This window comes from Thermomonas sp. HDW16 (assembly GCF_011302915.1).
Lineage (GTDB): Bacteria > Pseudomonadota > Gammaproteobacteria > Xanthomonadales > Xanthomonadaceae > Thermomonas.
This window is the reverse complement of the sequence record NZ_CP049872.1, coordinates 1,779,454-1,806,430: the sequence shown is the minus strand read 5'-3', so window position 1 is coordinate 1,806,430 and position 26,977 is coordinate 1,779,454. Positions and strand designations below refer to the sequence as shown.

Annotated in this window: 28 protein-coding genes and 2 pseudogenes; 6 read left to right on the top strand and 24 right to left on the bottom strand. The window is 65.1% G+C overall.

The window, feature by feature from the left end:
- Nucleotides 1-25: 25 nt before the first annotated feature.
- The 17 genes and pseudogenes from G7079_RS08420 to ccmA all read right to left on the bottom strand — a co-directional run bounded on the left by G7079_RS08420 (nt 26) and on the right by ccmA (nt 15,247).
- Nucleotides 26-631, bottom strand: coding sequence for a cysteine dioxygenase family protein (locus G7079_RS08420; protein ID WP_166056881.1), 606 nt, complete (start codon nt 629-631; stop codon nt 26-28).
- A gap of 63 nt (nt 632-694) precedes the next feature.
- Nucleotides 695-1,807: a homoserine O-acetyltransferase gene (locus G7079_RS08415; protein WP_166056880.1), complete on the bottom strand. Its 1,113-nt coding sequence runs from the start codon at nt 1,805-1,807 to the stop codon at nt 695-697.
- Between the two features lie 85 nt (nt 1,808-1,892).
- Nucleotides 1,893-2,930 carry a tetratricopeptide repeat protein gene (locus G7079_RS08410; RefSeq protein ID WP_166056879.1) on the bottom strand — a complete coding sequence of 346 codons (1,038 nt, stop codon included), beginning with the start codon at nt 2,928-2,930 and terminating at the stop codon, nt 1,893-1,895.
- Nucleotides 2,930-3,385: a cytochrome c-type biogenesis protein gene (locus tag G7079_RS08405; protein WP_166056878.1), complete on the bottom strand. Its 456-nt coding sequence runs from the start codon at nt 3,383-3,385 to the stop codon at nt 2,930-2,932. Before G7079_RS08405 ends, G7079_RS08410 begins: the two co-directional genes overlap by 1 nt.
- A complete protein-coding gene (locus G7079_RS08400) occupies nt 3,382-3,969 on the bottom strand; it encodes a DsbE family thiol:disulfide interchange protein (protein ID WP_166056877.1) in 588 nt (195 codons plus the stop codon). Before G7079_RS08400 ends, G7079_RS08405 begins: the two co-directional genes overlap by 4 nt.
- A pseudogene (locus G7079_RS08395) lies at nt 3,966-5,886 on the bottom strand (heme lyase CcmF/NrfE family subunit). Before G7079_RS08395 ends, G7079_RS08400 begins: the two are co-directional and overlap by 4 nt.
- 77 nt (nt 5,887-5,963) lie before the next feature.
- Nucleotides 5,964-6,431 carry a cytochrome c maturation protein CcmE gene (gene ccmE, locus G7079_RS08390; protein ID WP_166056876.1) on the bottom strand — a complete coding sequence of 156 codons (468 nt, stop codon included), beginning with the start codon at nt 6,429-6,431 and terminating at the stop codon, nt 5,964-5,966.
- Nucleotides 6,428-6,592 carry a heme exporter protein CcmD gene (locus tag G7079_RS08385; protein ID WP_166056875.1) on the bottom strand — a complete coding sequence of 55 codons (165 nt, stop codon included), beginning with the start codon at nt 6,590-6,592 and terminating at the stop codon, nt 6,428-6,430. Before G7079_RS08385 ends, ccmE begins: the two co-directional genes overlap by 4 nt.
- Entirely contained in the window at nt 6,589-7,341 is a 753-nt protein-coding gene (locus tag G7079_RS08380; RefSeq protein ID WP_166056874.1) for a heme ABC transporter permease, read from the bottom strand. The genes G7079_RS08385 and G7079_RS08380 overlap by 4 nt, the downstream gene beginning before the upstream one ends.
- 132 nt (nt 7,342-7,473) lie before the next feature.
- Nucleotides 7,474-7,935, bottom strand: coding sequence for an azurin (gene azu, locus G7079_RS08375; RefSeq protein ID WP_166056872.1), 462 nt, complete (start codon nt 7,933-7,935; stop codon nt 7,474-7,476).
- 40 nt (nt 7,936-7,975) lie between these two features.
- Nucleotides 7,976-8,767: a c-type cytochrome gene (locus tag G7079_RS08370; RefSeq protein ID WP_166056871.1), complete on the bottom strand. Its 792-nt coding sequence runs from the start codon at nt 8,765-8,767 to the stop codon at nt 7,976-7,978.
- Complete coding sequence (locus G7079_RS08365; RefSeq protein WP_166056870.1) at nt 8,764-11,295, bottom strand: MtrB/PioB family outer membrane beta-barrel protein; 2,532 nt, start codon at nt 11,293-11,295, stop codon at nt 8,764-8,766. The genes G7079_RS08370 and G7079_RS08365 overlap by 4 nt, the downstream gene beginning before the upstream one ends.
- Nucleotides 11,296-11,305: 10 nt before the next feature.
- Entirely contained in the window at nt 11,306-12,364 is a 1,059-nt protein-coding gene (locus G7079_RS08360) for a DmsE family decaheme c-type cytochrome (RefSeq protein ID WP_166056869.1), read from the bottom strand.
- A gap of 112 nt (nt 12,365-12,476) precedes the next feature.
- Complete coding sequence (locus G7079_RS08355; RefSeq protein ID WP_166056868.1) at nt 12,477-13,130, bottom strand: TetR/AcrR family transcriptional regulator; 654 nt, start codon at nt 13,128-13,130, stop codon at nt 12,477-12,479.
- 117 nt (nt 13,131-13,247) lie between these two features.
- Nucleotides 13,248-13,841 carry an azurin gene (gene azu, locus G7079_RS08350; protein WP_166056867.1) on the bottom strand — a complete coding sequence of 198 codons (594 nt, stop codon included), beginning with the start codon at nt 13,839-13,841 and terminating at the stop codon, nt 13,248-13,250.
- A gap of 93 nt (nt 13,842-13,934) precedes the next feature.
- A complete protein-coding gene (gene ccmB / locus G7079_RS08345) occupies nt 13,935-14,606 on the bottom strand; it encodes a heme exporter protein CcmB (RefSeq protein ID WP_166056866.1) in 672 nt (223 codons plus the stop codon).
- Nucleotides 14,603-15,247, bottom strand: coding sequence for a heme ABC exporter ATP-binding protein CcmA (ccmA, locus tag G7079_RS08340; protein WP_166056865.1), 645 nt, complete (start codon nt 15,245-15,247; stop codon nt 14,603-14,605). The genes ccmB and ccmA overlap by 4 nt, the downstream gene beginning before the upstream one ends.
- Nucleotides 15,248-15,337: 90 nt before the next feature.
- On the opposite strand from ccmA, the gene G7079_RS08335 reads away from it, so the two are divergent.
- From G7079_RS08335 to G7079_RS08320, 4 genes are read left to right on the top strand one after another with little or no spacing between them, the layout of a single operon-like run.
- Complete coding sequence (locus G7079_RS08335; protein ID WP_166056864.1) at nt 15,338-16,486, top strand: pyridoxal phosphate-dependent aminotransferase; 1,149 nt, start codon at nt 15,338-15,340, stop codon at nt 16,484-16,486.
- Nucleotides 16,483-17,295: an amidohydrolase gene (locus G7079_RS08330; protein ID WP_166056863.1), complete on the top strand. Its 813-nt coding sequence runs from the start codon at nt 16,483-16,485 to the stop codon at nt 17,293-17,295. Before G7079_RS08335 ends, G7079_RS08330 begins: the two co-directional genes overlap by 4 nt.
- 46 nt (nt 17,296-17,341) lie before the next feature.
- Nucleotides 17,342-17,749 carry a DUF2946 family protein gene (locus G7079_RS08325; protein WP_166056862.1) on the top strand — a complete coding sequence of 136 codons (408 nt, stop codon included), beginning with the start codon at nt 17,342-17,344 and terminating at the stop codon, nt 17,747-17,749.
- 48 nt (nt 17,750-17,797) lie between these two features.
- Nucleotides 17,798-20,098: a TonB-dependent receptor gene (locus G7079_RS08320; RefSeq protein ID WP_206203193.1), complete on the top strand. Its 2,301-nt coding sequence runs from the start codon at nt 17,798-17,800 to the stop codon at nt 20,096-20,098.
- Between the two features lie 9 nt (nt 20,099-20,107).
- Here the strand turns inward: G7079_RS08320 and G7079_RS08315 are convergent, their stop codons facing one another.
- The 7 genes and pseudogenes from G7079_RS08315 to G7079_RS08285 form a co-directional block, all read right to left on the bottom strand.
- Nucleotides 20,108-20,665 (bottom strand): NADPH-dependent FMN reductase, encoded by a 558-nt coding sequence (locus tag G7079_RS08315; protein WP_166056861.1) that lies wholly within the window; start codon nt 20,663-20,665, stop codon nt 20,108-20,110.
- Nucleotides 20,666-20,675: 10 nt separating this feature from the next.
- A complete protein-coding gene (locus G7079_RS08310) occupies nt 20,676-21,071 on the bottom strand; it encodes an OsmC family protein (RefSeq protein WP_166056860.1) in 396 nt (131 codons plus the stop codon).
- 45 nt (nt 21,072-21,116) lie between these two features.
- The gene (locus G7079_RS08305) at nt 21,117-21,536 is read right to left on the bottom strand and encodes an OsmC family protein (protein WP_166056859.1); all 420 of its coding nucleotides are present in this window, start codon (nt 21,534-21,536) and stop codon (nt 21,117-21,119) included.
- Nucleotides 21,537-21,616: 80 nt separating this feature from the next.
- Nucleotides 21,617-22,525: a pirin family protein gene (locus tag G7079_RS08300; protein ID WP_166056858.1), complete on the bottom strand. Its 909-nt coding sequence runs from the start codon at nt 22,523-22,525 to the stop codon at nt 21,617-21,619.
- Nucleotides 22,526-22,686: 161 nt separating this feature from the next.
- Nucleotides 22,687-24,324 (bottom strand): pseudouridine synthase, encoded by a 1,638-nt coding sequence (locus G7079_RS08295; RefSeq protein WP_166056857.1) that lies wholly within the window; start codon nt 24,322-24,324, stop codon nt 22,687-22,689.
- A 35-nt stretch (nt 24,325-24,359) separates the two neighbouring features.
- Nucleotides 24,360-25,088: pseudogene (gene scpB, locus G7079_RS08290) on the bottom strand (SMC-Scp complex subunit ScpB); the annotation flags it as partial.
- Between the two features lie 5 nt (nt 25,089-25,093).
- Nucleotides 25,094-26,014: a ScpA family protein gene (locus tag G7079_RS08285; RefSeq protein ID WP_166056856.1), complete on the bottom strand. Its 921-nt coding sequence runs from the start codon at nt 26,012-26,014 to the stop codon at nt 25,094-25,096.
- Between the two features lie 288 nt (nt 26,015-26,302).
- Between G7079_RS08285 and G7079_RS08280 the strand changes: the two genes are divergently transcribed.
- Nucleotides 26,303-26,602, top strand: coding sequence for a YciI family protein (locus tag G7079_RS08280; protein WP_166056855.1), 300 nt, complete (start codon nt 26,303-26,305; stop codon nt 26,600-26,602).
- Nucleotides 26,603-26,634: 32 nt separating this feature from the next.
- Nucleotides 26,635-26,910 carry a BolA family protein gene (locus tag G7079_RS08275; protein WP_206203271.1) on the top strand — a complete coding sequence of 92 codons (276 nt, stop codon included), beginning with the start codon at nt 26,635-26,637 and terminating at the stop codon, nt 26,908-26,910.
- Nucleotides 26,911-26,977 lie beyond the last annotated feature (67 nt).

Sequence of the window (26,977 nt, the reverse complement as noted above, 5' to 3'; positions counted from 1 at the left end):
TGCGAAGTATAGCCGAGAGCGGGCGTTATGCGGCCTTGTCGGTCGCCAATGTGGCCGCTTCGCGCACGAACCATTCGCCCGTCTGGTCGGGCACCAGCGGCTGGAACTTGGCGCAGCAGGCCATCTCGGCCTGGTAGATGTGCAGGGAGACCGCGATCTTGTCCGCGCTGATGTTGCGGATGGTGTGGTACTCGTGCGGCGGGATCAGGCTGCCGGCGCTGCCGGGGCCGGCGATCATCCCGCCCGCGGCGCGGAAACGGAAACGGTCGCCATTGGTCTCGAGCAGTTCGTACTGGGTGATTTCCAGCTCGCCATGCCACACGCCTTCCACGCACCAAAGGCCGGAATGGTCGTGCAGCGGAGTGCCCTGGCCCGGCCCCCAGGTCATCGCCACCACGCTGTAACCATGCTGCGGGCTGCGGTAGAGCTCGCGGCGGGCGTAGTGGTCGACGATGGCGTCCTGCACGCAGCAGGGTAGTTGCACCTCGTTGTCGCGGATCAACGCGCACAGCGCATTGCGCAGGGCGGCGGTGACGGCGTGCTTGTCGCCGCTGGTCACGGCGGCATCGACCGCAGCTATGAACTTGGCTTGGCCGGGGAAGTCGACGGGTTCGCAGCAGGATTCGTCCATGGTTTGAGTTTACCAAACCTGACGTTATGTGCTTATGCCTTCAGGGCATGTGCTGGCGGACGGCTATAGCTCGTCGAGGAAACCACGCACCGCCGGGCCGAAGCGTTCGGCATCCACCAGGAAGGCATCGTGGCCCTGCGGCGACTCCAGCGGCAGGAAGGCCGCGTCGCAACCGCCAGCGCGCAGGCCCTCGGCGATTTCTTCCTGCTGCTGCAGCGGGAACAGGATGTCGGTGCGCACGCCGATGGCCAGCGCCTTGTCGATGCGGAGCGCGGCCAGTCCCTGCAAGGTGGTGCCGCCGCAGCTCTCGCCGAGGTCGTACCAGTCCATCGAACGGCTGAGATAGAGATAGCAGTTCGGGTCGAAATGGCGTACGAAGCGGCGCGCGTGGCCTTCGAGGTAACTTTCGACCTCGAATTCCAGGCCGAAGGCATCATCGTCGCGGCGATCGGAATCCAGCCGCACGCGGCCGAAGCGGCCGTCCCACTCCAGCGCGGAACGATAAGTGATCACGCCCAACTTGCGCGCCATGCGCATGCCGGATTCGGGATAGCGCTCGTCGCTGTAATTTCCATCGTCCCAGTTCGGATCCAACCGGATCGCCTCGCGCTGCAGCGAACGGATGGCGATGGAAAACGGCAGCGCGCGCGCCGCGCCGGAAATATTGATGTGGCTGCGGGCGATGCCGGGTTGGCGTTGCAGCAGCGCCAGTGCGGTCATGCCGCCCATCGAATTGCCGATCATGCAGGCCAGCCGCTGGATGCCGAGCCCGCGCACGACCGCAGCCGCTGCATCGGCGCCGTCTTCAATCGAGAGTTCAGGGAAATCCAGGCGATACAGCGCACCGGTATCGGGATTGATCGATGCCGGACCGGTGCTGCCCTTGCAACTGCCCAGCGAATTCACGCAGGCCACGAACCAGCGGTCGGTATCGATCGGTTTGCCCGGCCCGATCATCCATTCCCACCAGCCCGGCTCCGGATCGCCCGCATTCGCGGCGGCATGCGCATCCGGCGACAAGCCGGTGACGATCAGGATCGCATTGCTGTGCGAGGCGTCGAGTTCGCCCCAGGTTTCATAAGCGATGCGCGCGCCGTGCAGCGCGCCGCCACGCTTCATCGGAAACGGCGAGGCCAGGTCGAACCAGCGGGTGCCGGGCGGGATGAATTCGGTCATGCGCAAAGTGTAGCGGCAGCGCGCGACCTGTTTCGGCAGGGACGGGCATGCGCCGATAACGACGGCGCATGACGCGATGTCGGCATCACTCCGTGCCGATCACCAATTCCACCGGCCCCTTGGCGGGCAGCGCAACCCGCACTGGCTTGGACTCGATATCGCCATCCTGCTTGTTGGCGATGCCGCTGCTGGACAGCCGTGCGACCAGTTCGACTTCGGGCATCTGCGACAGCTTGAGCGTGGGCATCGGGCTGTCGGCATCGTCCAGGGTGGCGGTGAATGGCAGTTCGGTGACGCTGCGCTTTTCCACCGCGACCGGCATCGGCGGGCCGGCGGGCTGGCGTGCGATCACGAACACTTGTGCATTGCCGTCCAGCCGCACCTTGGCAGCGAAGGCTGGGTCCAGGCTCACCTTGACCTGCAGCGCGTTGGCGCTGGCGACGGCCGGTGCGGCATCGGCGACGGCAGGCAGGGCGGGCATGCCGGCTTCGATGCGGGCGGCGTCGATTTCCTTGCGCAGGCTGGCGGCGGTGGCGGCATCCACTTGTGCCAGTAGCGGCTCCCAGGTCTTCGCAGCCTCGGCCGCCTGGCCCTGCTGGCGTTGCGAGACGCCCAGGAACCAGCGTGCGCGCTGGTGCTGCGGCTGCAGTTGCAGTGCACGCTGCAGCAGTTTCACTGCATCTGCATCCATGCGTCGCTGCGGGTCGGTGTACATCCGCGCCTGCACGGTTTCGACCAACAGGTCGGGATCGTCGGCTTGAAGGTTCAACGCGGTTTCGAATGCGCGCCGTGCGTCCAGGTAGCGTCCCATGCTCATGTAGGAACGGCCCAGCAAGCGCCAGCCCTCTGGTTGGTCGGGGTGTTGCTTGAGTTCGGTTTCAAGCTGGCCTACGGCCTCGTCCAGGTTGGCCGGCATCGCGTTTGCCGCAGCCGCTTCCCGCGAAGGAGGCGCGACGTTGATGGCAGCCGGCGTGCCCACCCATTGGTAGAGCAGCGCGGTGCCGATGCCCATGGTGGTCAGAAGGGCCAGAAACAGGCGGCGCGAGGAATGCCACAGCGGCCACAGCACGCCGACCAGCACCAACAGGGTGAGCACCGTAGCGATGCCGATGAAGACGGTCATTACCACTCCTGGTTGTCGTCGTTGCCCACGCTGCCACGACTGGCATTGCCGCGCCGCAGGAGGCGCCACACCACCACGCCGCCTGCCAGCACCAGCAGCAACGGGCCGAACCAGAGTAGCCAGGTACCCGGTGTGACATCGGGCTTGTACAGCACGAATTCGCCGTAGCGATCCACCAGGAATTGCTTCACTTCGCGGTCGGACTTGCCCTCGCGCATCAGGTCCAGCACTTCGCGGCGCAGGTCGTGGGCGATCTGTGCATTGGAATCGGCCAGCGACTGGTTCTGGCACATCACGCAGCGCAATTCGGAGGTGAGTTGGTGGAAGCGTGTTTCTTCGGTGCTGTCCTTGAACTGCAGCGGCGTGGGGTCGCTGGTCTGGGCGATGGCGATGCCGGTGAACGCCAGCAGCACGCCGAGCAATAGCGTGCGGGCGATGGCGAAGCAGCGGGTCATCGGCCAGCCTCCAGTTTTTCCAGCGCCGGGATCAGTTGTTGCTGCAGCACTTCGTCAGTCACTGCGCCCACGCGCTTCCAGCGCACGATGCCCTTGGCATCGACCAGGAAGGTTTCCGGTGCGCCATAGATGCCCCAGTCGATCGCCGCGCGGCCGTCTTCATCGGCAATCACCAGCATGTACGGATTGCCGAATTGTTCCAGCCAGCGCAGGGCTTCGCTGCGGCCGTCCTTGAGGTTGTAGCCGACGAAACGCACGCGCTTGGTCAGCGCGAACTTGCTCAGCACCGGGTGTTCCACCCGGCATTCCGGGCACCAGCTGGCCCAGACGTTCACCACATAGGGTGCGCCTGCCAGGTCTTTGTTCTTGATGCGGGTGCCGGGTTCGTGCAGCAGCGGCAGGTCGAAGGCTGGCGCCGGTTTGCCGATCAATGGCGATGGCAGGGCTTCGCGGTCTGCGTCGCCGGACTTGCGCACGCCATACAGCAGCAGGCCCATCAGGGCGATGAAAAACACGCCGATGACGATGGCCGCGGACTTGCGCGAACCGCCGGTCGAGCTTGGGGCGGGAGCGGGTGCGTTCATGCCGGTCGCATCTCGTTTTGTCGGCGGAAACGCTTGTCGATGGCGGTCACGAAGCCGCCCAGTGCCATCAGCAGCGCGCCCAGCCAGATCCAGCGCACGAACGGCTTGATATGCACGCGCACCGCCCAGGCACCATCACCCAGCGGCTCGCCCAATGCGACGTACAGGTCACCGAACAGGCTGGGGCGGATGCCGGCTTCGGTCATCACCTGGCCGCCGGCCACGTAGGCCCGTTTTTTCCGGATCGAGGCGCAGCAGCAGTTGGCCATCGCGCAACACCTGCACATGGCCGACGTCGGAGGTGTAGTTGGGGCCGCGGGTTTCATCAACGCCCTGGAAGCGGAAGCCGTAGCCGCCGATCTCGACGGTCTCGCCCGGCTTCATCGCCAGTTCGCGCTGGCTGCTTTGCGCTTCGACCAGCAGGGCGCCGACCAGGAAGACTGCAACACCGAGGTGTGCCAGCACCATGCCCAACATCTCCGGCGTCATTCGACCGTTGCCGTGCAGGCGCTGCCAGGCGAAGCGCAACGTGCCGAAGACGATCCACGCACTGGCAGCGACGCCTGCCGCCGTCTTCAGCGGCCCTTGCGATGCCATGAAATAGGCGAGCACGCCTAGCGCCAACGCCAGTACCAGCCACGGCAGCAGCAAAGCCAGCGGTTTGCGCGGTTCCTCGTTCTGCCAGCGGGTCAGCGGGCCGAATGGCAGCAGCAGGATCATCGGCGTCATCAGCACCACGAACATCATGCCGAAGTAGGGTGGGCCCACCGAAATCTTGCCCAGTTCCAGCGCATCGGCCAGCAGCGGATACAGCGTGCCCAGTAGCACCATGCCGCAGGCGGCGGCCAGCAGCAGGTTGTTCAGCAGCAGCAAGGTCTCGCGCGAGCTGGGTGCGAACGGCTTGCCTGCGATGCGTGGTGCGCGCAGCACGTAGAGCAGCAGCGAGCCACCAATGACAGTCGCTAGGAAAATCAGGATGAACAGGCCGCGTGACGGATCGGCGGCGAACGCATGCACGCTGGTCAGCACGCCGGAGCGCACCAGGAAGGTGCCCAGCAACGATAGCGAGAACGCGGTGATGGCCAACAGCAACGTCCAACCGCCGAAGCTGCCACGTTTTTCGGTCACCGCCTGCGAATGCAGCAGCGCGGTGCCGGCCAGCCATGGCATGAAGCTGGCGTTTTCCACCGGATCCCAGAACCACCAGCCGCCCCAGCCGAGCTCGTAATACGCCCACCAACTGCCCAACGCGATGCCCAAGGTCAGGAAGGCCCAGGCCACATTGGTCCAAGGTCGTGTCCAGCGCAGCCATTGCGCGTCGATGCGGCCTTCCAGCAACGCGGCGATGGCGAAGGCGAACGGCACCGAGAAGCCGACGTAGCCGATGTACAGCATCGGCGGATGGAAGATCAGCCCCGGATCCTGCAGCAGCGGATTGAGGTCGCGGCCTTCCACCGGCATCGGCAGCAACCGCGCGAACGGATTGGAGGTGAAGATCAGGAAGGCGAGGAAGCCGACGCTGACCAGTCCCATCACGCCCAGCACGCGGGCGACCACCCGTGCCGGCAGGTGGCGGGAGAACTCGGCGACCGCCGCCGTCCATACCGCCAGCACCAGCGCCCACAACAGCAGCGAGCCCTCGTGCGCGCCCCAAACGGCGGAATAGCGGTACATCATCGGCAGCAGGGTGTTGGAATTCTCGGCCACGTAGCGCACCGAGAAGTCCTGCACGACGAACGCGATGGTGAGGACGACGAACGAAGCCAGCACCAGCACAAGCTGCGCGTATGCGGCGGGTCTTGCCACGGCCATCCATGCGCCCTTGCCACGTTGCGCACCGGCCAGCGGCAGCACGGCCTGCACAATGCTGACCAGCAGCGCCAGGATCAGGGTGATTTGGCCGAGTTCAGGCAACATCGTTCAGCGCGCCCCGCGAGCATGGAAGTGGTGGATGCCGGCAACAGTGGCTGCGGTGCACGCAACGCGGATCGTGGTCAATTCGTGGCCCCGGTCGCGGGCGGCGTCTGTACATCGTGTTTCTTGTGCGCCATGCCCATCTTGTCCGCCACTTCCTTGGGCATGTAGGTTTCGTCGTGTTTGGCGAGGACATCCTCGGCCACGAACACGCCGTCCCGCATCGTGCCGGTCGCGACGACGGCCTGATCCTCGCGGAACAGATCCGGCAGGATCTTGTTGTACACCACCGGCAGTTGCGCATCGCCGTCGGTCACCCGGAAATGCGCTTCCAGCGAACCGGGCGCACGCCTGAACGAGCCTTTCTCGACCATGCCGCCAAGGCGGAAGCGCGCATGCTGGCCGGCTTCACCGCGCAGCACCTCGCTGGGCGTGTACAGATAGGCGACGTTGCGCTGCAATGCCATCGCGATCAGCGTGGTGGCGATCGCGGCGGCGGCCACTACGGCCAGCACCAGCCACAGCCGGCGCTTGCGGGTGGGGTTCATCGTTCGAGCTCCGTGGGTGTGTTGCGCGCGCTTGCACGCGTTGTGCGCAGGTGCGCGGCCCGCAGCGCGGAGCGGACTTGCAGCTTCGGCACGACGTAATCCCACAGCAGGATGATGGCGAACACCGCATAGGCGGCAATCACGTAGTCGCGATAACTCATCGGGTGCCTCCCATGGCGAGTTTCGCCACCCAGTCCTTGCCCGCTTCGCGGCGCAAGTTGTCGGCGCGCGCGCGGCTCAGCAACGAACCGACGAACCACAGCTTGGTGCCGACGATCATCCACCACAGCGGCCACAACATGCTGGGATCCATGTGCGACTTGCCAAACAGGTTGATGGTCTGGCCCTGGTGCAACGAGTTCCACCACACCACTGACCAGCGGATCACCGGCAGCAGGGCCACGCCGACGATGGCCAGGAAGCCGGCGGCGCGCGCGGCATTGCGGCGGTCATCGATGGCCGCGTACAGGCCCATCACGCCCAGGTACAGGAACAGCAGGATCAATTCGGTGGTGAGGCGTGGATCCCAATCCCACCAAGTGCCCCACATCGGCTTGCCCCAGATCGAACCGGTGAGCAACGTGATCAGGGTGAATGCCGCGCCGCTGGGGGCACAGGCCATCGCCAGGATTTCGCACAACTTGATTCGCCAGATCAGCGCGATGGCGGCGTACAGTGCCATCAATCCGAAGATCGCCATGCTCATCCACGCGGCAGGCACGTGGATGTAGAGGATGCGGAAGCTGTCGCCCTGCTGGTAATCGGCCGGCACCACGAACAATGCGCCGTACAGGCCCACGGCCATCGCGATCAGGCCCGACAAATAGGCCCAAGGCGCCCAGCGGGTGGCGAAGCGGTCGAAATAGGGGGGCGAGCCGAGTTGGTGTAACCAGCGGACGAGCGGATTCATGTGGGGTGTTTCATCGCTCGCGTCGAAGGGGGCGCGACATTGCGCGCCCGCGGCCAGGTTCCTAAATTACCGCGCCATTTTCCCAGACTTGCGGCTGCCGCGCCAATCGCGCGGCAGCGAAGCCGCGCCCGTTCAGGGCTTGAGGGTGATGGTGCCCTTCATCAGGGTGGAATGACCGGGGAAGCTGCAGAAGAACGACAGCGGCGCACCGGCAGCAACGAGCTTGGCGACCGGGACCTGGATCGAGGTCGACTCGCCGCCGCCGACGACCTTGCTATGGGCGATGGCCCGTGCATCGCCGGCCTTGATGTAGTCCGTGGCCAGGCCGGCGGTCATGCCGTCCTTGTCGATGCCGGCCATGTCGGCTGTCTTGGCGATGACGACGTTATGGCCCATCACGTTGCGGGCCATCTTGCCGATGTGTTTGAGGTTGATGGTGAACGTCTTGCAGCTCTTGCTGACGTCGATGTTGGTCATGTTGTATTTCATCGCATCGCTGCCGGTCAGGTCGACCGAGCAGGTGGCGGCTTTGCCCGCAAGCGGCAAGACGGAAGCGATCAGCAGGACTGCAATGGCGATAAGGCGATGTTGCATGGTGTGACTCCAGACGTGGGGTAGGGAGGGGGAGGGTGGATCAGGGCGCCAACTCGGATAGCCACGTGGAAACCGCGGCGATGTCGTTGTCGTCCAGGCGTTGGCCGACGCCGTTCATCACGTGGTCGGCGGTGGAGCTGTGCAGCTGTTGCCCGTGGAAGGTTGCAAGACGCGACTGCAGGTAAGCGGCGTTCTGCCCACGCAGCATCGGATAGACCGCCCATGGCGTATCGCCATCGCGATCGGGTTGGTTCGCGTTCGGGAAGCCCTTGGCATCGGCACCATGGCAGCCCTGGCAGGGAGGAATACCCTTGGAAGGATCGCCTTCGGTGAACAGTTGCTTCCCACGCGCCATCAGCGCGGGATCCGGTGGTGCGGCACCTTCTTCCGCGGGGATACGGCCTGTTGGAAGGCTGGCGTAGTACAGCGCCAGATCGCGCATGTCGGCTTCGCTCAGGCTTGCCGCAAGCGGCGCCATCGGCGAATCCGGCATCGCGCCGCTGTGGTATTCCATCAGTTCCCAGTACAGGTAGTCCGCGTGCTGGCCGGCCAGGTTGGGAAAGATCGGCGCGATCGCCACGCCGTTGGCGCCGTGGCAGGCGGCGCAGAGCTCGGACTTGGCTAGGCCGGCGGCGGCATCGCCCTGGATCGGGCGGATGCGGCGCAGGTCGCGGAATGCCGGGGCGGCAGTGGGTGCTGCGCTGGCATCGGTTGGCGCATCGGTGGCGGCGGTTGCTGGTGTCGGATCCTGCGCCAGCGCCACGCCCGCAAGCACGCCCGCGGCAAGTGCGAATGCCGTGGCGGTGAACACCCCGGAGCGAAGGCGTTTCATAGCGCCACCTCCACGGTCATGCCGACCATGTTGACGCGGTAATCGCCCGGGCCGCCGTCGGTGTAGACGCGATGGTCGAACACCTGAGTGTCGTCGAAGCCCAGGTAGTGCCAATCGGAGATGCGGCCGCGTTCATAGGTATCGAACACGCGCATCCGCACGCGCTGGTTGACCGGAATGGTCAGGCCCAGCGAGAGCGTGTTGGTGCGATAGGTCATCGACGGGAAGCGGCCGTTCGCCGTCGCCGCGAGGGCGGGGCTGACCAGTGCGCCCGGGCTGTTGAAACGGTAGCTGGTGATGCCGCGCGAATCGGTGAGGTTCCACGCCGCATCGAGCATGGTGCGGCCGATCGCTTGCCTGAGGTTGGCGCCGGCATAGTTGTTGCGCTGGTTGTCGTTCATCCACCAGCGGTTCGCTTCGGGATAGGTGACACCGCCGAGTGCCGGGTCGGAACCCGCCGCGTCGTTGACGTTGGCGAAGCCGAGTTCGGAACGGTCATAGCCATACCAGGCGCTGGCGGTGGTCGAGGTGTTCGGTTGCCATTCCCACTGCAGGCTGGCGCCCAGGGTGTTGTACTTTTGCCGCCCGATTTCTGCGTCGTAATCGTTGCGGTCTGCGCGCAGCGAGGCATACACCGTCATCTCGCGCGGCAGCACGAAAGTGGCCATCAGATCCAGCTTGTGCTGGGTGCGGCTGGCCACGTCGTACTTGCGCAGTGCGGCGACCGTATGCGGCGACAAGCCGGCGGCGGGTTCGACGAAGCCGGGAAGATCGGTGGAGAAGGTGAACTCGTAGGGGTCGTAGTAGTAATCGCTGCCACTGCGATCCAGGTACAAGTAGTTGGCTCGCAGGGTCAGCCAATCGAGCGCGCGGTTGTTCCAGGTCAGCCCCAGGCTGTTGTCGCGGGTGGTGGCGACTTCCCGATGTGCGCGCTTGATCGCCGTATGGGTGAACGAAGCACCGAGCGTGTTGCGGTTGTCCGGCCGCCAGTCCGCGCCCATCGAGATCTCGCGCGTTTCCTTGTCCAGCGGCAAGTTGCGGACACGGGTCACCGCAGAGACGCCATCCCAGATGCCGACCTCGCCCGGCACCACGCTGCCTTGCGCGCCGTTTTCGGCGATGTAACCCCATTGTCCGGTCAGCGGGTTGTAGGCGAAGTAGGTGCCGGCATAGTCCTCGCGGTAGTACTTTGCCTGCGCACGCACGGTGACCGCGTTGCTGGGCTGGAACACGGCCCGCGCATCCAGGCGCTGGGTATTGATCCTGAGATCGGCGGTCGTGCGCGAAAGCGCGTCGGTGGTGTTCCAGTCGGCGCAATCGAACAGGAACCCGGGTACCGGCATCGTGATGCCGAATTGCCCCTGGCAGTTCATCGGCGCCAGCAGGTTGTCGTCCTGGCGCGTAGTGCCCAGCGAGGTATTCACCGTGAACTGGCCGTTCCACGGCAGCTTGCGGGTCAACGTGGCGCGCAGCTGGTGGGAGGTGTTGTCGGGTTCGTAGGAAAACTCGCCCTTGGTCAATGCCGGCGTTGTCGTGCCCGGTACCACCGGGTACAGGCCGAATGGCACTTCGTAATCGAAGCCGTTGAACGAATTGCGGAAGAACGAACCGCTGTAGCTGAAGTCCATCCGCCACAGGTTGCCAACGAAACGTGCGCCACCGTTGATGTTGACGGTGCTGTCGTCGATCGGGCGCGGGATCTCGTAGATGCCGCCGTTGGCCGGGAAGGGATAGTTGAAGAAGAACGGGCCGCCGAACGGACGCGCGCCTTCGCGCTTCTCGTGGCTGGCATTGAAATATGCCGACCAGCGCTGGTTGACGAAGTAGGTGATGCCCAGTCCCTGCTTGTCGCGCACCACACGCAGGATGCTTTCCGGCTGCGCGGCGGAGACCGCCGCAACTTCCGTAGGAGTGCTGGCAGCCGGGGTGAGGCCGTCCTTCAAGGTGAGGTGCTGGCCGCCCACGCCGTCCCAGATCGAGCGCGCATTGCCGCTGGTCACGTTCGGCGTGCTGCGGATGAACGCCTGCACGCGGTACTTGCCGGCGCGGCCGAACACGGCACGGTAGAACTGGTTGTGCTCATTGATGCGGCTGGCGCGGAAATCGAAATAGCTGCCGTCCACCGTGCGTTGCATGCGCAGGCGTCCGTCGAACAGCACGCCGTTGTCGAAGTCGTTGAAGCGCCGCCATTGGGTGGCGGCGGCGTCTCCGCTGAGCGACATGTAGCCTAGGCCAACACTGCCTTCGTAGCTCCACTCATCGCCGCTGGTGGGCTTGAACGTGGGCCAATCGACCGCGCATGGAGACAGGAAGCCAGTCGGCGTGCGACGCGAGCCGGCATGCAGCCAACTCATGCCGTCCTTCTCGCAGCCGAAGCTGCCCATGCCGTTGGTGTCGAGGGCGTTGCCGAATTGCAGGTCGATACCCAGCCCGCTGTCTTGCGCGTGTGCAGTGGCTGCGATCGACAATGCGGCCGCCAATGCGGCCAGGCGCAGCGGGCGGGTCGGGCGTGGCATCAGGGCGGTCATGCTCCCTCCGCTACTTGTGGAGTCGTGGTCCGGACGGGTTGTTGGAACCGTGGATCTGGGCATGGCAGGTCAGGCAGCCGCGTCCCATCAAGCGTTCATCCGGCGCCGTGCCGTTGGCCAACGCACCTTCGGTGAACATGTCGTTCGGATGGCGCGTGTGCGAATGGCATTGCTGGCAGAGCATCGGCACCGGCGCCACCAGCAGCGCATGCTGGTTGGAACCATGCGGGGTGTGGCAGTTCAAGCAGCTTTCGCGCACCGGCGCATGTTCGAACAGCATCGGTCCACGCTTCTCGGCATGGCACTGGTAGCAGGTTTCATTGACCGTATCGGTCTTCAGCAGCGAGGCATTCAAGGTGCCGTGCGGGTTGTGGCAATCCACGCAGGTCACCGCGCCTTCCGGCAATGGCATGTGCGAGCGGCGGTTGAACTGCTGGCGGATGTCCTTGTGGCAAGTTGCGCAGGTTTCGTTCACCGACTGTTTGGCGGTCAGGCCTTCGGCAGCGAGGCGCGTCATCGGGTTGTGGCAGTCGCTGCAGGACAACTCGTTGCGTTGATGCACGGAGCCCATCCAGCTGTCGCGCGGGCCGCCGGCATGGCAGCCCAAGCAACTGGCGGTCTGGGCGGCGACGGGCGTACCGCCGTCGTGGGTGAAGGCGATGATGTTGCCCTTGACCGAGGGATTCTGCGCATGCGCCGAACCTGGTCCGTGGCAGGCTTCGCAGGTGGGTGTTTCCGGGTTGGCCTGGTGCGCCACCTGCATGCCGAGTGCATGGATGCTATGGGCGAAATTCTGTTGTTCCTTGGTGTGGCAGGCGGTACAGACGGCCTCACCGACCGGTTTCGCCGTCGGTTGCAACGGGTTGCTCGCCACGCTGGCGAAGGCGAAACCGGGTGCGTCGGCGAAGCCGTGCGCGGTGCCATCCGGGTTGCCGAAATGGGTGGGTGGCAACTTGACGTGGCTGGATCTGCTGTCCGCGCTTTGGGCCATGACCGGCGCCAGCCAACTCGCGCCAAGCATCACGGCACCAGCAAGGATAAAGACCAGACAAAGCAAGATGCGCCGCATCTTCCACTCCCTTGCGCCTGACTGGCCCTGACTCCCCGTCGCAGGCGTGTAACAAGTATTACGTCAGAACATGCGCGCATTCGCCTGCCGGGTCAAGCCGCGACGCAACACTTCATGGCCGGGGCAACACACCGTCGATGAAGATGGACACGGCTTCACGCGCATCCAGTTTGGCCTGTTCCGCATGTTCCTGCCCGATGATGCCCATGACCGAACGCAGGATCACGCTGCCGAATACCATCATGTAGAAACGGTTGGCGACCACCGCAGGGTGATCCAGGACCAGCCGCCCGTTGTCTTTCTCGCGCTGGAAATACAGGGTCAGCAGGTGTTCGGCCGGGGCCACGCCGTGCTCCATGAACCAGTCGCGCAGTTCCGGTACGCACAGGCCTTCGCCCACCGCGATGCGATGCGCCACGATCCGGCCCGGCGACAGGATTTCATCGATCATGCGCGCGGCCGCTTGTTGCAGGGCTTGCTCGGGCGGGAGTTCGGACTGGTACAACAACTCGAGGCCTTCGCCAAAGCTGACGATGCTGCGCTGCATGATCTCGAGCGCGAGGCCCTGCTTGTCGCCGAAAACGCCGTAGAGCGTCGACAGCGAGCCGCCCGAACGCGCCACCACATCATTCAGGCGTGCGTTGCGGTAACCCTTTTCCAGGAAGACCGCGGTGGCGGCCTGGATGAATTTCTCGATCCGCAGTTCGGCCCGATCCGAGGCTTCGGCACGGATTGGGTAGCGCCGGTTGGATGACGGAGACTTCACGGGCAACCAAGTGTCTAGAACGCAATGCGGGCAAGCGTACGCGGGTGAGTCTGAGCGCCGCCTGCATCGAGCGCCCTGGATGGATGTGTATCCCATCCAGGGCGAGGCGTCGATGACTCACTGCACCGCAATGCTGCCCTTCATCAAGGCCAGGTGGCCCGGGAAGCTGCAGAAGAACTCGTACGGGCCATCACCCTTGATCTTGGCGACATCGAAGCTGACCGACGCGGATTCGCCGCCTCCGATCATCCTGGTGTGCGCGATCACGCGTGCGTCGCCTGCCTTGATGTGTTCGGGCGAAACCGACATGCCGTCGGCCGCGATCCTGGCCATGTCGGCCTGCTTGGCGATCACCACGTTATGGCCCATCGCGGTGATCGGCATCTTGCCGACATGCTTGAGGTTGATGGTGAACTGCGTGCAGCTGGCGGGCACCGTGATCGAATCGGCGTTGTACTTCATCGAATCGTTGGCTTCGATCGTCGTCGCGCAATCGGTCACCGTGGCGGGCATGGTGCCGGCCGCAGGTGCAGGTTCGGGTGCCGGGGCCGCTTCGGGGGCGGGTGCGGCCTCAGCAGCGGTCGTGGTTGCCGGGGCTGCCGCCGTGGCAGTCTCCGCGGGCGCCGCCGCAGGTGCTTCCGGTGCCGGGGACTTGCTGCAGGCAGCAAGCGCCAGGGCCAGCGCGCTGACGGCGAAAATGGAACGGGTCATCATCATGTTGCTCCTGTAAGGGGGAAGAATCGAAAGCGCATGGCTGCACGCAAGCATGATCGCCCCGTGTCGATGCGAATGCCTTGATCCAACTCAATTGTGGGCGATGCGCAGTGCCGCCGCCGTCACGATCGGCGCGAACAGCAGCGACAGCACCAGCCCGGCACCCAGCAACAGCAAGGCACCGACGGCATCCAGCCCCTGTGCCGATGCCGCCACGGCACCGGCACCGAACACCAGCACCGGCACGTACAGGGGCAACGCGAGCAGGGCGACCAACACGCCGGCGCGGCGCATGCCCACGGTCAGTGCGGCCACCACCGCGCCCAGTAGGCTCAGAATCGGCGTGCCCAGCAGCAGGCTGATCATCAGTACCGGCAATTGCGCGCGCGGTAGATGCAGCAACTCGCCCAGCACCGGCACTGCAACGATCACCGGCAAGGCAGTGGTCACCCAGTGCATCGCGGTGCGCACCAGCACCAGCCACCACAACGGCACTGGCGCCAGCATCCATTGCTCCAGCGAACCATCCTCGGCATCGCCGCGGAACAGGCTGTCCAGCGACAGCAGGCCGGCCAGCAGGACTGCCAGCCACAGCACGGCACTCGCGACCGGCGCCAGCGAGCGTGCATCGCCACCCAGCGCCAGCGCGAACAACACCACGGTCAGCAGGGCGAACAGCGCCGGCTGCAATGCATCGCCGCGTCGTGCCCACAGCAGTTGCAGGTCGCGGCGGATCAACGCGTTGGCGGCTTGCAGCATCATGCGGCCGTTCCAAGCTCGAGTAGCCGCGTTCGCACCGGCGGCGCCGCATAAGCGCCGTGGGTAGTGATCAGGGCCGCACCGCCGCTGCGCAGGTGCGCCTGCACCATGCGGTTGACCAGGTTGATGCCGTCCAGGTCGAGGTTGGCGTAGGGCTCGTCCAGCAGCCACAGCGGCGCGGGCGACAACCACAGTCGCGCCAGCCCGAGCCGCTTTTTCTGGCCGGCCGACAGCGTACGCACCGCCGCGTCCTCGAAACCACCCAGGCCGACGATGCCCATCGCCGCCTCCGGCGTCTGCGCCTTGCGTCGACCATGCAGGCCGCAGAGGAAGTCGAGGTTGTCCAATGCGCTGAGATCGGCCTTCAGTCCGGGCAAATGGCCGAGATAGGCGATGTGTCGTGCCCGCGACTCGGCCCGTGCGGGCAGACCGTCGATCTGCATCTGGCCGGCGTCCGCACGCAACAGCCCGGCCAGCACGCGCAGCAAGGTGGTCTTGCCGGCGCCGTTGCCGCCCTGCACCAGCAAGGCTTCGTTCGCGTCCACGGAAAAATCCAGCGGGCCGAAGATCGGCGTCTCGTCGCGGGAAAACGTCAGCCCGCGTACGGCGAGCAGGGGGCTGGCTTCGATAGGTTCGTCGGACATGCGCGGTGGATTCTACCGGCATGGCCAACGGTCACATGCCAGCCCTGCCGGATTCCGTAAACTCGGCACATCCCCACGAGTCCCGCATCGATGCAGATCGCCACCAAATTGCCGAAGGTCGGCACCACCATCTTCACCGTGATGTCGCAGCTGGCCGCCGAACACGGCGCGGTCAACCTGGGCCAGGGCTTCCCGGATTTCCCGGTGCCGGAACGCTTGATCGACGCGCTGGACCGGGCGATGCGCGCCGGCCACAACCAGTATTCGATGATGACCGGCATCCCGGCGCTGCGGCAGGCCATCGCTGGCAAGACCGAGCGCTGCTACGGCTGGCGGCCGAATGCGGATAGCGAAGTCACTGTCACCAGTGGCGCATCGGAGGCGATCTTCGATGCCATCCACGCGGTGGTGCGTGCGGGCGAGGAAGTCATCGTCCTCGACCCTTGCTACGACTGCTACGAACCGGCGATCGATCTTGCCGGTGCGAAAGCCGTGCACGTGGCGCTGGATCCGGTGACCTTCGCCCCGGACTGGAATGCGGTGCGCGCAGCGATCACGCCCAAGACGCGGATGTTGATGATCAACAGCCCGCATAACCCGTCCGGGGCGATGTTGTCGGAAGCCGACATGCGCGAGCTGACCGCGATCCTCGACGGCACCGACATCATCCTGCTCAGCGATGAGGTCTACGAGCACATCGTGTTCGATGGCGCGCACCACGAATCGGCGCTGCGTTATCCGGAGCTGCGCGAGCGTGCGTTCGTGATTTCCAGCTTCGGCAAGACCTATCACTGCACCGGCTGGAAGGTCGGCTACTGCATCGCGCCGCCGGTGCTGTCCGCCGAATTCCGCAAGGTGCACCAGTACAACACCTTCTGCACTTTCAACCCGGCGCAGCACGCCTTCGCCGAGATGATCGAGCAGGAACCAGAACATTACGAGGAATTGAGCGCGTTCTACGAAGCCAAGCGCGACCGCTTCCGCGAACAACTCCTGACCACCAAGCTGAAGCCGCTGCCGGTGCCGGGTGGCTATTTCCAGCTGGTCGATTACAGCGCGATCAGCGATCTCGACGACGTCGAATTCTGTCGCTGGCTGACCATCGAGCATGGCGTCACCGCGATCCCGCTGTCGCCGTTCTACGAAACTCCGCCGGCCGGCCAACGCCTGGCGCGGCTGTGCTTCGCCAAGAACGAAGCCACGCTCGATGCCGCGATCGAACGGTTGCAGAAGCTATGAGCCACGTCCTCCACAACCTGCGCGTGTCCATCGTCCAGGGCGACACCCGCTGGCACGATCCGGCCGGCAATCGCGAGCATTACGGGCATCTGATCGCGCCGTTGCACGGCACCACCGACCTCGTCGTGTTGCCGGAAACCTTCACCAGCGGTTTCTCCAACGATGCCATCGGCAATGCCGAGACCATGGACGGGCCGACGGTCGCGTGGATTCGCGAACAGGCCGTGAAGCTCGATGCCGCGGTGACCGGTAGTGTGCAGCTGCGCACGGAGCAGGGCGTGTTCAACCGGATGTTGTTCGCCACGCCGGACGGCGGGCTCAGCCATTACGACAAGCGCCATCTGTTTTCCTTCGCGAAGGAGCACGAACGTTATGCGGCGGGCGACGAGCGCGTCGTGGTCGAATGGAAGGGTTGGAACATCCTGCTGCAAGTCTGCTACGACCTGCGCTTCCCGGTGTTCTCGCGCAATTTCATCGATGCCGCGCGCGATGGACTGCCGAATTACGATCTTGCGTTGTACGTGGCCAATTGGCCGGCGGTGCGCAGCTATCCATGGAAGACCCTGCTACGCGCCCGCGCCATCGAGAATCTCTGCTACGTGGCGGGCGTGAACCGCGTTGGTACCGACGGCAACGGCCTGCACTACAGTGGCGACAGCGCGGTCATCGATTTCCTTGGCCATCCGCTGAGTGAGGCGACCGACGAGGAGCTGGTGTCGACCATGCTGTTGCAGGCCGCGCCGTTGGTAGAGTGGCGCGCGAAATTCCCGGCGTTGCTCGATGGCGACAGGTTTCGTCTCGAGGATTGATCCGCATCAAGATCATGACGTGCGCATCGCTTAGAATTCGCGGCGAATGCGAAACCGCAGCTTCCAATCCCGGATGAACCTGCTGGCGCTGGCGGCGATCTTGCTGCTGGCACTGTTGCCGACGTTTGGGCGTCTTGCCCAGGCCGGGCAGGGCGATGCCGACGGTGCGTGGACGCAGATGTGCACCATGGCTGGCCTGAAGGTGGTCAAGTTGCCATTCGCACCCACCCAGCCGGATGCGCCCGTGCCCGATGACGGCAAAATGGGCGCGGATTGCGCTTATTGCCCATTGCTGGGCACGTTGACTGCGGCCATCGTTGCCTTGGTATTGGGTTTGCTGGCATTCGCGCCAGTTGCCTTGCCGTTGCAGCATGGCGCGCCTGTCCGCGCGTGGCTGCATCCTTCCGGCCTTGGGTCGCGCGGGCCGCCTTCGAACTCCGTCATCGCCCTCTGACCTGCGTCCGGCAGCGCCGGGCGTCACCGCGATTTCCAGGAGTTCCTAATGACGATTTTCCCGATCGCGATGCCGCGTGCATCGCGCGTGGCCGCGGCCATTGCTGCGGCCCTGATTCCCCTGTCTTGCGCCCATGCTGGCGAAGGCGATCCGGCCGATACGATCCGTACGCTCGACCAGGTGCTGGTACGCGGCACGCAGCCCACCAGCTTGCCCGTGCACATTCCAGCCACCGTCGAAGGCATCAGTGGCGATGTCGTACGCGAGAAGATCAACGCCACCGATGCCGAGGATGCGTTGAAGTATTTCCCCAGCCTGCTGGTGCGCAAGCGCTTCATCGGCGACTACGACCATGCCGTGCTCGCCACGCGCGCATCGGGCACCGGCAACAGTGCACGTTCGCTTGTGTATGCGGACGGCATCCTGCTTTCCAACCTGTTGGGCAATGGCGCTTCGTTTACCCCGCGCTGGGGGTTTGTCTCGCCGGCGGAAATCGAGCGCGTGGATGTGTTGTATGGCCCGTTTTCCGCCGCGTATCCGGGAAATTCGGTTGGTGCGGTCGTCGATTACGTTACCCGCATGCCGGAGCGCTTCGAGGCGCACGCCGCGCTGTCGTACAGCCATGGCGAATTCGATCTGGATCGCGACGAAGCCGACGATACCGCGCGTGGTGCGCAAATTTCCATCGGCAATCGCTGGGGAAAATTCGCGGCCTGGCTATCGCTCAACCGGCTCGACAGTTCCGCGCATCCGATCGCATTCGCCAATGTCCTGGCGTCCGCGGGCACCGCGGGCACGGGCGTTGCAGTCACCGGCGCGGTGGCCGGGGATAATCCGAAAGGACAGCCTTGGTACCTGCTCGGCGCCAGTGGGCAGACCGATACGGTGCAGGATCTCGCCAAGCTGAAACTTGCCTGGGACATCGCGCCCGATACCCGCCTGAGTTTGCTGCTGGGCGTATGGCGCAACAATGCCGACCGCGATGCGCAGAGTTATTTGCGTGATGCCGCTGGTGCTTCCATCTACAGCGGGCCAGTGTTGATCGACGGCAGGCGTTATGTCGTTTCACCCACGGCGCTTTCCATGCAACGTGCGGAGTTGCGCCATGCGATGCAGGGGCTTTCGCTGCGCCGCAATCGTGGCGGGCGCTGGGATTACGCACTGGACTTCAGCCGCTACGACTACGCGCGCGATGGCGTGCGTTCGCCCACGCTCGCCTTGCCGATGGCGCGAGATGGCGGAGCAGGACGTATTGCCAATGGCGATGGCACGGGCTGGACCAGTGCCAACGCCAGTGCGACGTGGCGGCCGGGCCCGCGCGATACGCTGGAATTCGGTATCCAGCATGATCGTTACCAGCTTCGCACCGAAGTGTCTTCGACGACCGACTGGCTGCATGGCGCGCCGCAATCGCGATTCTCCGCCTTCGCCGGCCGTACCGGGTTGCGCAGTGCCTTCGTGCAACATAGCCGGCATTGGTCGCCACGCTGGAACAGCGTGCTCGGGCTACGCGGCGAACAGTGGACGGCACGCGATGGCCTGTTGGCGAACGCCGTGCGCGAATTCGCTTTCCCGCAACGGCGTGAAAACTCGCTGTCGCCGAAGGGTGCCATCGAATACGTGGCCAACGACGCGTGGGCGCTGAAGCTGGCGGCTGGACGCGCAATCCGTTATCCCACGGTCAGCGAGCTGTACCAGGGTTCGATCGCGTCCGATGCGGTGGTCAACAACGATCCCGGCTTGAAGCCGGAGCGCACGACCACTTCGGAACTGTCCTGGGTCGGCAATGTGCGGGGCGGCAACTTGCGTGCGACGCTCTTTCACGAACGCACGCGCGATGCGTTGTATTCACAGACCAATGCGACGGTGACCCCCAGCGTGACCAATATCCAGAACGTGGGAGCCATCCGTACCAGCGGCATTGAAGTGGCGGGCCGCTTCGCCGGCGTGCTGCGCGATGAACTTGATCTCGACGCCAGCGTGACTTTCGCCGATTCCATCATCCGCGAGAACGCCAACTTCCCGGCCAGCATTGGCCGCTGGCAGCCGCGGGTGCCGCGCTGGCGCGCCAATCTGTTGGCGACCTGGCATGCAGGCGAGCGCTGGGATCTTACTGGCGGCCTGCGTTACAGCGGCCAGCAGTTCAACACGCTGGACAACAGCGATACGCACAGTGATGCCTACACCGGCACCAGCCCGTTCCTGGTGGCAGATGCACGCCTGCGTTACCGGCACGATGCGCGATGGAGTGCGGCACTCGGCGTGGACAACCTGAGCAACCGCACTTACTGGAATTTCCATCCCTACAACCAGCGGACCTGGAGCCTGGAGTTGCGCTTCGACCAATAGCGCGTGGTTCTACTTCGAGGCGAAGCCCGCGAAGCCTTGCAGGAAGTCGGCGAGCTGGTCACGCACCCTGGTGTCGACCAGCTCGCCGTTCGTGTCGAACACGCCGCCTGCGCGCGAGACCATCAACCGGTTGCCGGCCCAGAGCTGCACGCCCAGCGTCTTCAGCACGGGCAGCCAATGGTTCTGCGCCAGGATGGTGCCGAAGCCGCCAGGCGATGCGCCGATCAGGGCGAACGGACGACCACCGAACACGCTGGGAATATTGCCGACAGGCGAGCTGCGCGACAGCCAGTCGATGCCGTTCTTGAACACGCCGGGCATGCCGTTGTTGTATTCGGGCGTGGATAGCAGCACGCCATCGGCCGCCATGACCTTGCGCTTGAGCGCGGCCACGGCATCGGGTTCGCCGTCGCGCGCTTCGGCATCGCCGTCGTACAGCGGAATGCCGTGCAGGGTGGCGATCTCGAGGTCGATGTCGTCGCCCGCCACTTGCTGCGCGGCGCGCAGCAGCGCGGTGTTGAACGAGCCAGCGCGCAGGCTGCCGGAAATACCGAGGATACGGGTCATGCGATCTCCTTCAGGGGCCTGTGCCGCGTTCGCTGGTGATCAGCGCACCATCGCGCATTGCCTTGGTTACCGGGGTGTTGGCGACGACTTCGAGCAGGCGCGCCCATTGCGCATCGTCCAACGGGCCGTCCGCATGCAGGCTGCGATGCACGTGCGGCTTGCCGTCTTCACCGAAGCTCAGGCGCAGCACGGCGCGAAACGTGCCCAAGTCCCAGCCCTTGCGCTCGGCATACATGCGCAAGGTGATCGCGGTGCAGGCGGCCAGCGAGGCCAGGTAGAGGTCGAAGGGCGCGGGGCCGGCGTTCTTGCCACCCAGTCGTTCGGGTTCGTCCGCGATGAGCTGGTGGCCGTTGACGGTGATCGTGTGGGTGTAGTGAGTAGGGGTGGAAGTGATGACCGCTGCCATTGCCTGTCTTCCTGTTTCAGTCGTGCATCGTGCCGGCGATGCCGGTCATGCGGTTGTGGTCGCGGTCAATGCGCTATCGATGCGCACTTCGCCGGTCAGTATCTTGTGGATCGGGCAGGCGTTGGCCGCCATCAGCAGGCGCTTGCGCTGGGTATCGTCCAGATCGCCCAGTAGTTCGATGGTGCGGCGGATATCGGTGCCCGCCGCAGCGGTACCGTCGGGATTGAGGGCCAATTCGATGCGCACGCCGGTCAAAGGCCACTGTTTGCGTTGTGCGTACATCGTCACCGTCACCGCAGTGCAGGTGCCGAGTGCCGACAGCAGCAGACGTCCGGGGCTGGGGCCGGCATTGGCGCCGCCCGCGTCTTCAGGCTCATCGCCCAGCCAGTGGTGGCCGAGGTCGTCTTGCAGCTCGACGGTGTAAGGCGTGGTGCCGATGCTGGCGTGGACGATCGGGATTGCCATGCGGCACTTCCTGCGTTGGCGAACGTGTTGAAGTACAGCACAAGACCCCACCGCAGGGGCAAGGTCTTGTGGCGTTTGCTTTAACTGGCCATGCGGCCGAACTTGCCGCCGTTGAAATCGGCGATGGCTTCGACGATCTGCTGCTGGCTGTTCATCACGAACGGCCCGTAGCCGACCACCGGCTCGTCGATCGGTTCGCCGGCCAGCAGCAGCAGCTTGGCGTCACTATTGGCCTCGATGACGATGTTGTTGCCCTCGGTGGAGAGCGTCGCCATCTGCTTTTCGCGCAGCAAGGTCTCGCCGTTGACCATCACCGTTCCGGCCAGCACCACGACCTGTGCGGTCCAGCCATCCGGTTGCGGCAGCTCGATGGTCTTGCCGGCATCAAGCCGCAGATCCCAGACATTCATCGGGCTGAAGGTGTTGGCGGGGCCTTCGAAGCCTTCGAAATTGCCGGCGATCACCCGCACGCGCCCGGCATCGTGCGCCAGTGGCACCGAGGGGATTTGCGCATCGGTGATGCCCTGGTAACCCGGTGCCGCCATCTTGTCCTTGGCCGGCAAGTTGACCCACAGCTGCACCATCTCGAACGGGCCGCCGCGCTTGGCGAATTCGGTCGAATGGAATTCCTCGTGGAGGATGCCGCTGCCGGCGGTCATCCACTGCACGTCGCCGCGGCCGATCACGCCGCCTTGGCCGGTGGAATCGCTATGCTCGACTTCGCCGTCATAGACGATGGTGACGGTCTCGAAACCGCGATGCGGATGCTGGCCGACGCCGCGGCGATGGGTGGTGGGCTCGAAACTGGTGGGTGCCGCATAGTCCAGCAAAAGGAACGGGCTGCGGGTGGGGACGTCCGGGCCGCTGTAGCCGAACATGCCGTGCACCGGAAAGCCGTCGCCGACCCAATGCCGGCCGGGGCGCTGGAAACGTTCAAGACCTTCTTCATGGTGCTCTCCAAACTCACGCCGGCGGACTGCCGGGTTCATGGGTATGCACGTTAAATTACGTCCACCGATGTATCTAGTGGGTGAATTGATATCGTATTGTTCCATTTATAAGATCAATCGATCAGCGCGCCTGCTGCCACTGCCGTAAATGGAAAGGGCACCCGAAGGTGCCCAATCCAGTGCGTCATGTGCGATGCGGCTCAGCGATTGCCGCCGTGGTGTCCGCCACCGCCACCACGCGGGCCGCGGTTGCCACCCGGCTTGGGGCCACGCGGGCCATTGCCATTGTTGTTCGGTCGGTTGCCACCGGGACGCGGTCCACCCGGGCGCGGGCCGCGTGGGCGATCCGCATACGGGTTGAAGCCGCCCGGATTGGCGTGGTCGGACGGGAAGCTCGGTGCATTGCCGGGATGCCCGTAAGGCTTGGCCGAACGTTGCGGACGGCCTTCGCCGGCACCCTCGCGACGCGGGCCACCGGGACCACGCTCACCTTGCGGGCGCGGGCCACGGTTGTCACCGCCGCCATACGGACTGCCTGGGCGCGGACCGCCCGGGCCACGGCCGCCGGCTGGCCGGTTTCCGCCAGGATTGTTGCCATACGGCTTGCGTGGGCCGCGCGGGCCATCCGGATTGCGATGGCCGCTGGGGCCGGTATCCACGCCATCCGGCACGTACCAGGTGCGCATCTCGGTCGGATTTTCGCCGCGTTGTTCGCCCGGGCGCATGCGCTGGCCCTGCGGGCGCGGGCCACCCTTGGGCTTGAAGGTCTTGTGCGCCTGCTTGGCCGCGGCTTCGCCACTGACGGTCAGGCCACCGGGCTTGCGCGGACCACCGCGACCGCGGCCGCGATCCTCGCGCATGTTGTCGAAGCGGCGCAGTTCGCGGCCTTCGTCGGCGGTACTGTGGCCGCCCACGTAGCCGTGGCTGCGTGCATTGCCGGTGACCACGGTCTTGCTGGCCTTGCGCTGGCCGAGCACCGGCATCAGCGTCAATGCGGAAGGCGTGCCGTCTTCCAGGCCCAGCGTCTTGCGCAGCGCCTCGACTTCGGCCTGAGGCAATTCCTGCGACTGGCCGCGCAGCAGCGGCTGCGGCAGGCGCACGTCGCCGTAGCGGACGCGCTTCAGGCGGCTGACCTGGCAACCCTGCGATTCCCACAGGCGGCGCACTTCGCGGTTGCGGCCTTCCTTCAGCAGTACGCGGAACCAGTCGTGCGAATCGGTGCCGCCGATGCGCTCGATCTCGTCGAACTTGGCCGGACCGTCGTCCAGTGCCACGCCGCGGGCGAGGCGATCGACGATCTTGTCGCTGACCACGTCTTCGCCTTCCGGCGCGCGCACGCGACAGACGTATTCGCGGGCGACTTCGAAACTCGGATGCATCATCGCGTTGGCCAGCTCGCCGTCGGTGGTGAGCAGCAGCAGGCCGGTGGTGTTGATGTCGAGGCGGCCGATCGCGATCCAGCGCGCGCCCTTCAGCGAGGGCAGGGCGTCGAAGATGGTCGGGCGGCCCTCGGTGTCTTCGCGGCTGGTCACTTCGCCTTCCGGCTTGTTGTACATCAGCACGCGGGAGGGGTCGGTCAAGGCGCTTGCGACAAACGTCTTGCCGTCGATCTCGATCTTGTCGCCGCCGGTGACGCTCATGCCGGTGCGCGCGGTTTCGCCGTTGACCTTGATCAGGCCATCGGCGATGCGCTGCTCCAGCGCGCGGCGCGAGCCCAGGCCGGCCTGCGCCAGCACCTTGTGCAGGCGTTCCTCGATGCGCGGTGCTTCAGCGACAGGCGCGGTCTTCGCTTTCAGGCTCAGCGGACGGCGGGTGGATTCTTGTTCGTTCTTGCTCATGGGTTTTGCTCCGACGATGCCGTGGCGTCGTCTCTGTCGTTGTTGTCTTCGTGCGCGATGTCCGCGACGGAATTGTCGGCATCGGCTTCGGTTGGAGTGGGGGAAATGGTGTCAGGGACCATTTCCTGATTGCTCTCTTCAGTATCGGCACCTTCACCGGAAATGATCCCTGGCACCATTTCGCTGGCGATCCCCGCCGGTACTGCGGGGGTGAACGGCAGCTGCGGTTCCAGTTCGCCGATGTCCTTCAATTCGGACAGCGGCGGCAGTTCATCCAGCCGCTTCAGGCCGAAGTAGTCGAGGAAGGTCTTGGTCGTCGCCAGCAGTTCCGGCTTGCCGGGTACGTCGCGATGACCGACCACGCGGATCCATTCGCGCTCTTCCAGTGCCTTGATGATGTTGCTGTTCACCGTCACGCCGCGCACCTGCTCGATCTCGCCGCGGGTGATCGGCTGCCGGTAGGCGATCAGCGCCAGCGTTTCCAGGGTGGCGCGGGTGTACTTGGTCTGGCGTTCGGTCCACAGCCGCGCGACCCACGGGTGCACATCGGCCTTGACCTGGAAGCGCCAGCCGGAGGCCAGCTCCACCAGTTCCACGCCACGGTCGGCGCAGGCGGTTTGCAGATCGGTCAGCGCGGTTTCCACGCTGCCCTCCGGTGCGGGTTCATCCAGCGGGAACAGTGCGTGCAGTTGCACGACGGTCAGTGGCTGGTTGGCCGCAAGCAGGGCGGCTTCGACGATGCGGGTAACGAGGGTTTGATCCATGTGGTTCATTCGTTGGAATCGTTCGCCGCGCCGTCATCGTCGAATTCGCTCGACAGTTCCAGCGTGGCCGGGGCGTCCTCAGCCGAAGCGAGGGACTTCACGTAAATCGGCGCCAGCGGCGCTTCCTGGACGATATCGACCAGTTGCTCCTTGGCCAGGGTCAGCAGGCCGAGGAAGGTCACCACCACGCCGAGCTTGCCTTCCTCCACGGTGAACAGCGACTCGAAGCGATGGAAGGCACCATCGGCCATGCGTTCCAGCAGTTCGCCCATGCGCTGGCGGACGCTGAGCGCATCGCGCTTGATCGCGTGCTGGGTGAACAGCTCGGCGCGCTTGAACACGTCGTGCAGGGCCAGCAGCATTTCCTTGAGGTCGACCGGCGGCGGCAGGCGGATTTCGGCACGATCCGGCACGAAGGCGTTGACCGGGGTGGTATCGCGATCCTGCCGGGGCAGGGCGTCGATGTCCTCGGCGGCCTGCTTGAAACGCTCGTATTCCTGCAGGCGGCGGACCAGGTCGGCGCGTGGATCGTCCTCCAGGCCTTCTTCGCTCGGCGGCCGCGGCAGCAGCATGCGCGACTTGATCTCGGCCAGGATCGCGGCCATCACCAGGTATTCGGCGGCCAGCTCGAAGCGCATCTGGTGCATGGCCTGGATGTAGTCGACGTACTGACGGGTGATTTCCGCCACCGGGATGTCGAGGATGTCCAGGTTCTGCCGGCGGATCAGGTATAGCAGCAGGTCGAGCGGGCCTTCGAAGGCGTCGAGGATGACTTCCAGCGCATCCGGCGGGATGTACAGGTCTTTCGGGATTTCCAGCACCGGCTGGCCAAGCACGGTCGCCAGCGCGATTTCCTGCTGCTGCGGACGCGCGTTCGGATTGGGCGTTGCGTCGGCTGTTTGGCCGTTGCTCGTTTCAGATGTCATCGGTTGGCGGCCCCCTCCGGGCCACGCATGTCGCTATGACCGCAAGCGGCCGGGTGGTGCTGCATGTTGCATTCGCCATGCCGATGCGCACGCGCCGGTTGCAGGTCGCGTCGGTAACGGGTGGCGGGACAGGTCTGATCGGCGGGCGCGGTGCGGCGTGGGGAGCCGGAAGTCGCGCGGGGCCGCAGGATCAGGCCGAAAGCGATAGGCAAAGGGTACGGGCTGCCGGCGCGGCTGTCCACTGCGGCCGCCTACAATGCCTGCAACGGTTCACGGAGTGTCAAACCCATGTGGTACGCGATCGAGGGCTTCGACGGCCCAGATGTATTGGCCAAACGCTTGGCCGCACGTGCCGAACACCTGGCCCGGTTGACGGCCTTGCGCGATGAGGGCCGCCTATTGCTGGCAGGCCCATGCCCGGCGATCGATGCCGAAGACCCGGGCCCGGCGGGCTTCTCCGGCAGCATCGTGATCGCCGAGTTCGCCTCGCTGGAAGACGCGCGTAGCTGGGCCGATTCCGATCCTTATGTTGCGGCCGGCGTCTATGTGCGCGTTGATGTCCGCCCCTTCAAGCGGGTGCTGCCGTGAGCAGCGATTGGACGGAGGCCGATATTCCGCGCCTGAACCCGCAGCGGGTCGAGCGTATCCGCAGCCTGCTGACTGAAGCATTGAACCCGGTTTCGCTCGAGGTGGCCGACGACAGCCACAAGCACGCCGGTCACGCCGGTGCGCGCGGCGGGCAGGGACATTTCGGCGTGGACATCGTCAGCGAAGCCTTTGCCGGCAAGTTGCCGCTGGCCCGCCATCGGCTTGTGTACGCGGCATTGGGCGAGATGATGCAGACCGATATCCATGCGCTGTCGATCCGTGCGCGCACCCCGGACGAGGCCGTCTAGCCTCGTTATACTCGCCAATCGGGCTGTGTTGAACAGCTTAACGCCCCTAATAAAAACAATTATTTAG

Excerpts from the sequence above, each read along its gene's own strand:
- G7079_RS08315 (WP_166056861.1), bottom strand. The coding sequence starts at position 20,665 with ATGACCCGTATCCTCGGTATTTCCGGCAGCCTGCGCGCTGGCTCGTTC.
- G7079_RS08400 (WP_166056877.1), bottom strand. The coding sequence starts at position 3,969 with ATGAACGCACCCGCTCCCGCCCCAAGCTCGACCGGCGGTTCGCGCAAG.
- G7079_RS08385 (WP_166056875.1), bottom strand. The coding sequence starts at position 6,592 with ATGAGTTATCGCGACTACGTGATTGCCGCCTATGCGGTGTTCGCCATC.
- G7079_RS08280 (WP_166056855.1), top strand. The coding sequence starts at position 26,303 with ATGTGGTACGCGATCGAGGGCTTCGACGGCCCAGATGTATTGGCCAAA.
- G7079_RS08335 (WP_166056864.1), top strand. The coding sequence starts at position 15,338 with ATGCAGATCGCCACCAAATTGCCGAAGGTCGGCACCACCATCTTCACC.
- G7079_RS08300 (WP_166056858.1), bottom strand. The coding sequence starts at position 22,525 with ATGAACCCGGCAGTCCGCCGGCGTGAGTTTGGAGAGCACCATGAAGAA.
- G7079_RS08415 (WP_166056880.1), bottom strand. The coding sequence starts at position 1,807 with ATGACCGAATTCATCCCGCCCGGCACCCGCTGGTTCGACCTGGCCTCG.
- G7079_RS08320 (WP_206203193.1), top strand. The coding sequence starts at position 17,798 with ATGACGATTTTCCCGATCGCGATGCCGCGTGCATCGCGCGTGGCCGCG.
- G7079_RS08330 (WP_166056863.1), top strand. The coding sequence starts at position 16,483 with ATGAGCCACGTCCTCCACAACCTGCGCGTGTCCATCGTCCAGGGCGAC.
- G7079_RS08410 (WP_166056879.1), bottom strand. The coding sequence starts at position 2,930 with ATGACCGTCTTCATCGGCATCGCTACGGTGCTCACCCTGTTGGTGCTG.
- ccmE (WP_166056876.1), bottom strand. The coding sequence starts at position 6,431 with ATGAACCCCACCCGCAAGCGCCGGCTGTGGCTGGTGCTGGCCGTAGTG.
- G7079_RS08380 (WP_166056874.1), bottom strand. The coding sequence starts at position 7,341 with ATGAATCCGCTCGTCCGCTGGTTACACCAACTCGGCTCGCCCCCCTAT.
- G7079_RS08285 (WP_166056856.1), bottom strand. The coding sequence starts at position 26,014 with ATGACATCTGAAACGAGCAACGGCCAAACAGCCGACGCAACGCCCAAT.
- G7079_RS08310 (WP_166056860.1), bottom strand. The coding sequence starts at position 21,071 with ATGGCAGCGGTCATCACTTCCACCCCTACTCACTACACCCACACGATC.
- G7079_RS08360 (WP_166056869.1), bottom strand. The coding sequence starts at position 12,364 with ATGCGGCGCATCTTGCTTTGTCTGGTCTTTATCCTTGCTGGTGCCGTG.
- ccmA (WP_166056865.1), bottom strand. The coding sequence starts at position 15,247 with ATGTCCGACGAACCTATCGAAGCCAGCCCCCTGCTCGCCGTACGCGGG.
- azu (WP_166056872.1), bottom strand. The coding sequence starts at position 7,935 with ATGCAACATCGCCTTATCGCCATTGCAGTCCTGCTGATCGCTTCCGTC.
- G7079_RS08365 (WP_166056870.1), bottom strand. The coding sequence starts at position 11,295 with ATGACCGCCCTGATGCCACGCCCGACCCGCCCGCTGCGCCTGGCCGCA.
- G7079_RS08305 (WP_166056859.1), bottom strand. The coding sequence starts at position 21,536 with ATGGCAATCCCGATCGTCCACGCCAGCATCGGCACCACGCCTTACACC.
- G7079_RS08325 (WP_166056862.1), top strand. The coding sequence starts at position 17,342 with ATGCGAAACCGCAGCTTCCAATCCCGGATGAACCTGCTGGCGCTGGCG.
- G7079_RS08405 (WP_166056878.1), bottom strand. The coding sequence starts at position 3,385 with ATGACCCGCTGCTTCGCCATCGCCCGCACGCTATTGCTCGGCGTGCTG.
- G7079_RS08295 (WP_166056857.1), bottom strand. The coding sequence starts at position 24,324 with ATGAGCAAGAACGAACAAGAATCCACCCGCCGTCCGCTGAGCCTGAAA.
- ccmB (WP_166056866.1), bottom strand. The coding sequence starts at position 14,606 with ATGATGCTGCAAGCCGCCAACGCGTTGATCCGCCGCGACCTGCAACTG.
- azu (WP_166056867.1), bottom strand. The coding sequence starts at position 13,841 with ATGACCCGTTCCATTTTCGCCGTCAGCGCGCTGGCCCTGGCGCTTGCT.
- G7079_RS08420 (WP_166056881.1), bottom strand. The coding sequence starts at position 631 with ATGGACGAATCCTGCTGCGAACCCGTCGACTTCCCCGGCCAAGCCAAG.
- G7079_RS08370 (WP_166056871.1), bottom strand. The coding sequence starts at position 8,767 with ATGAAACGCCTTCGCTCCGGGGTGTTCACCGCCACGGCATTCGCACTT.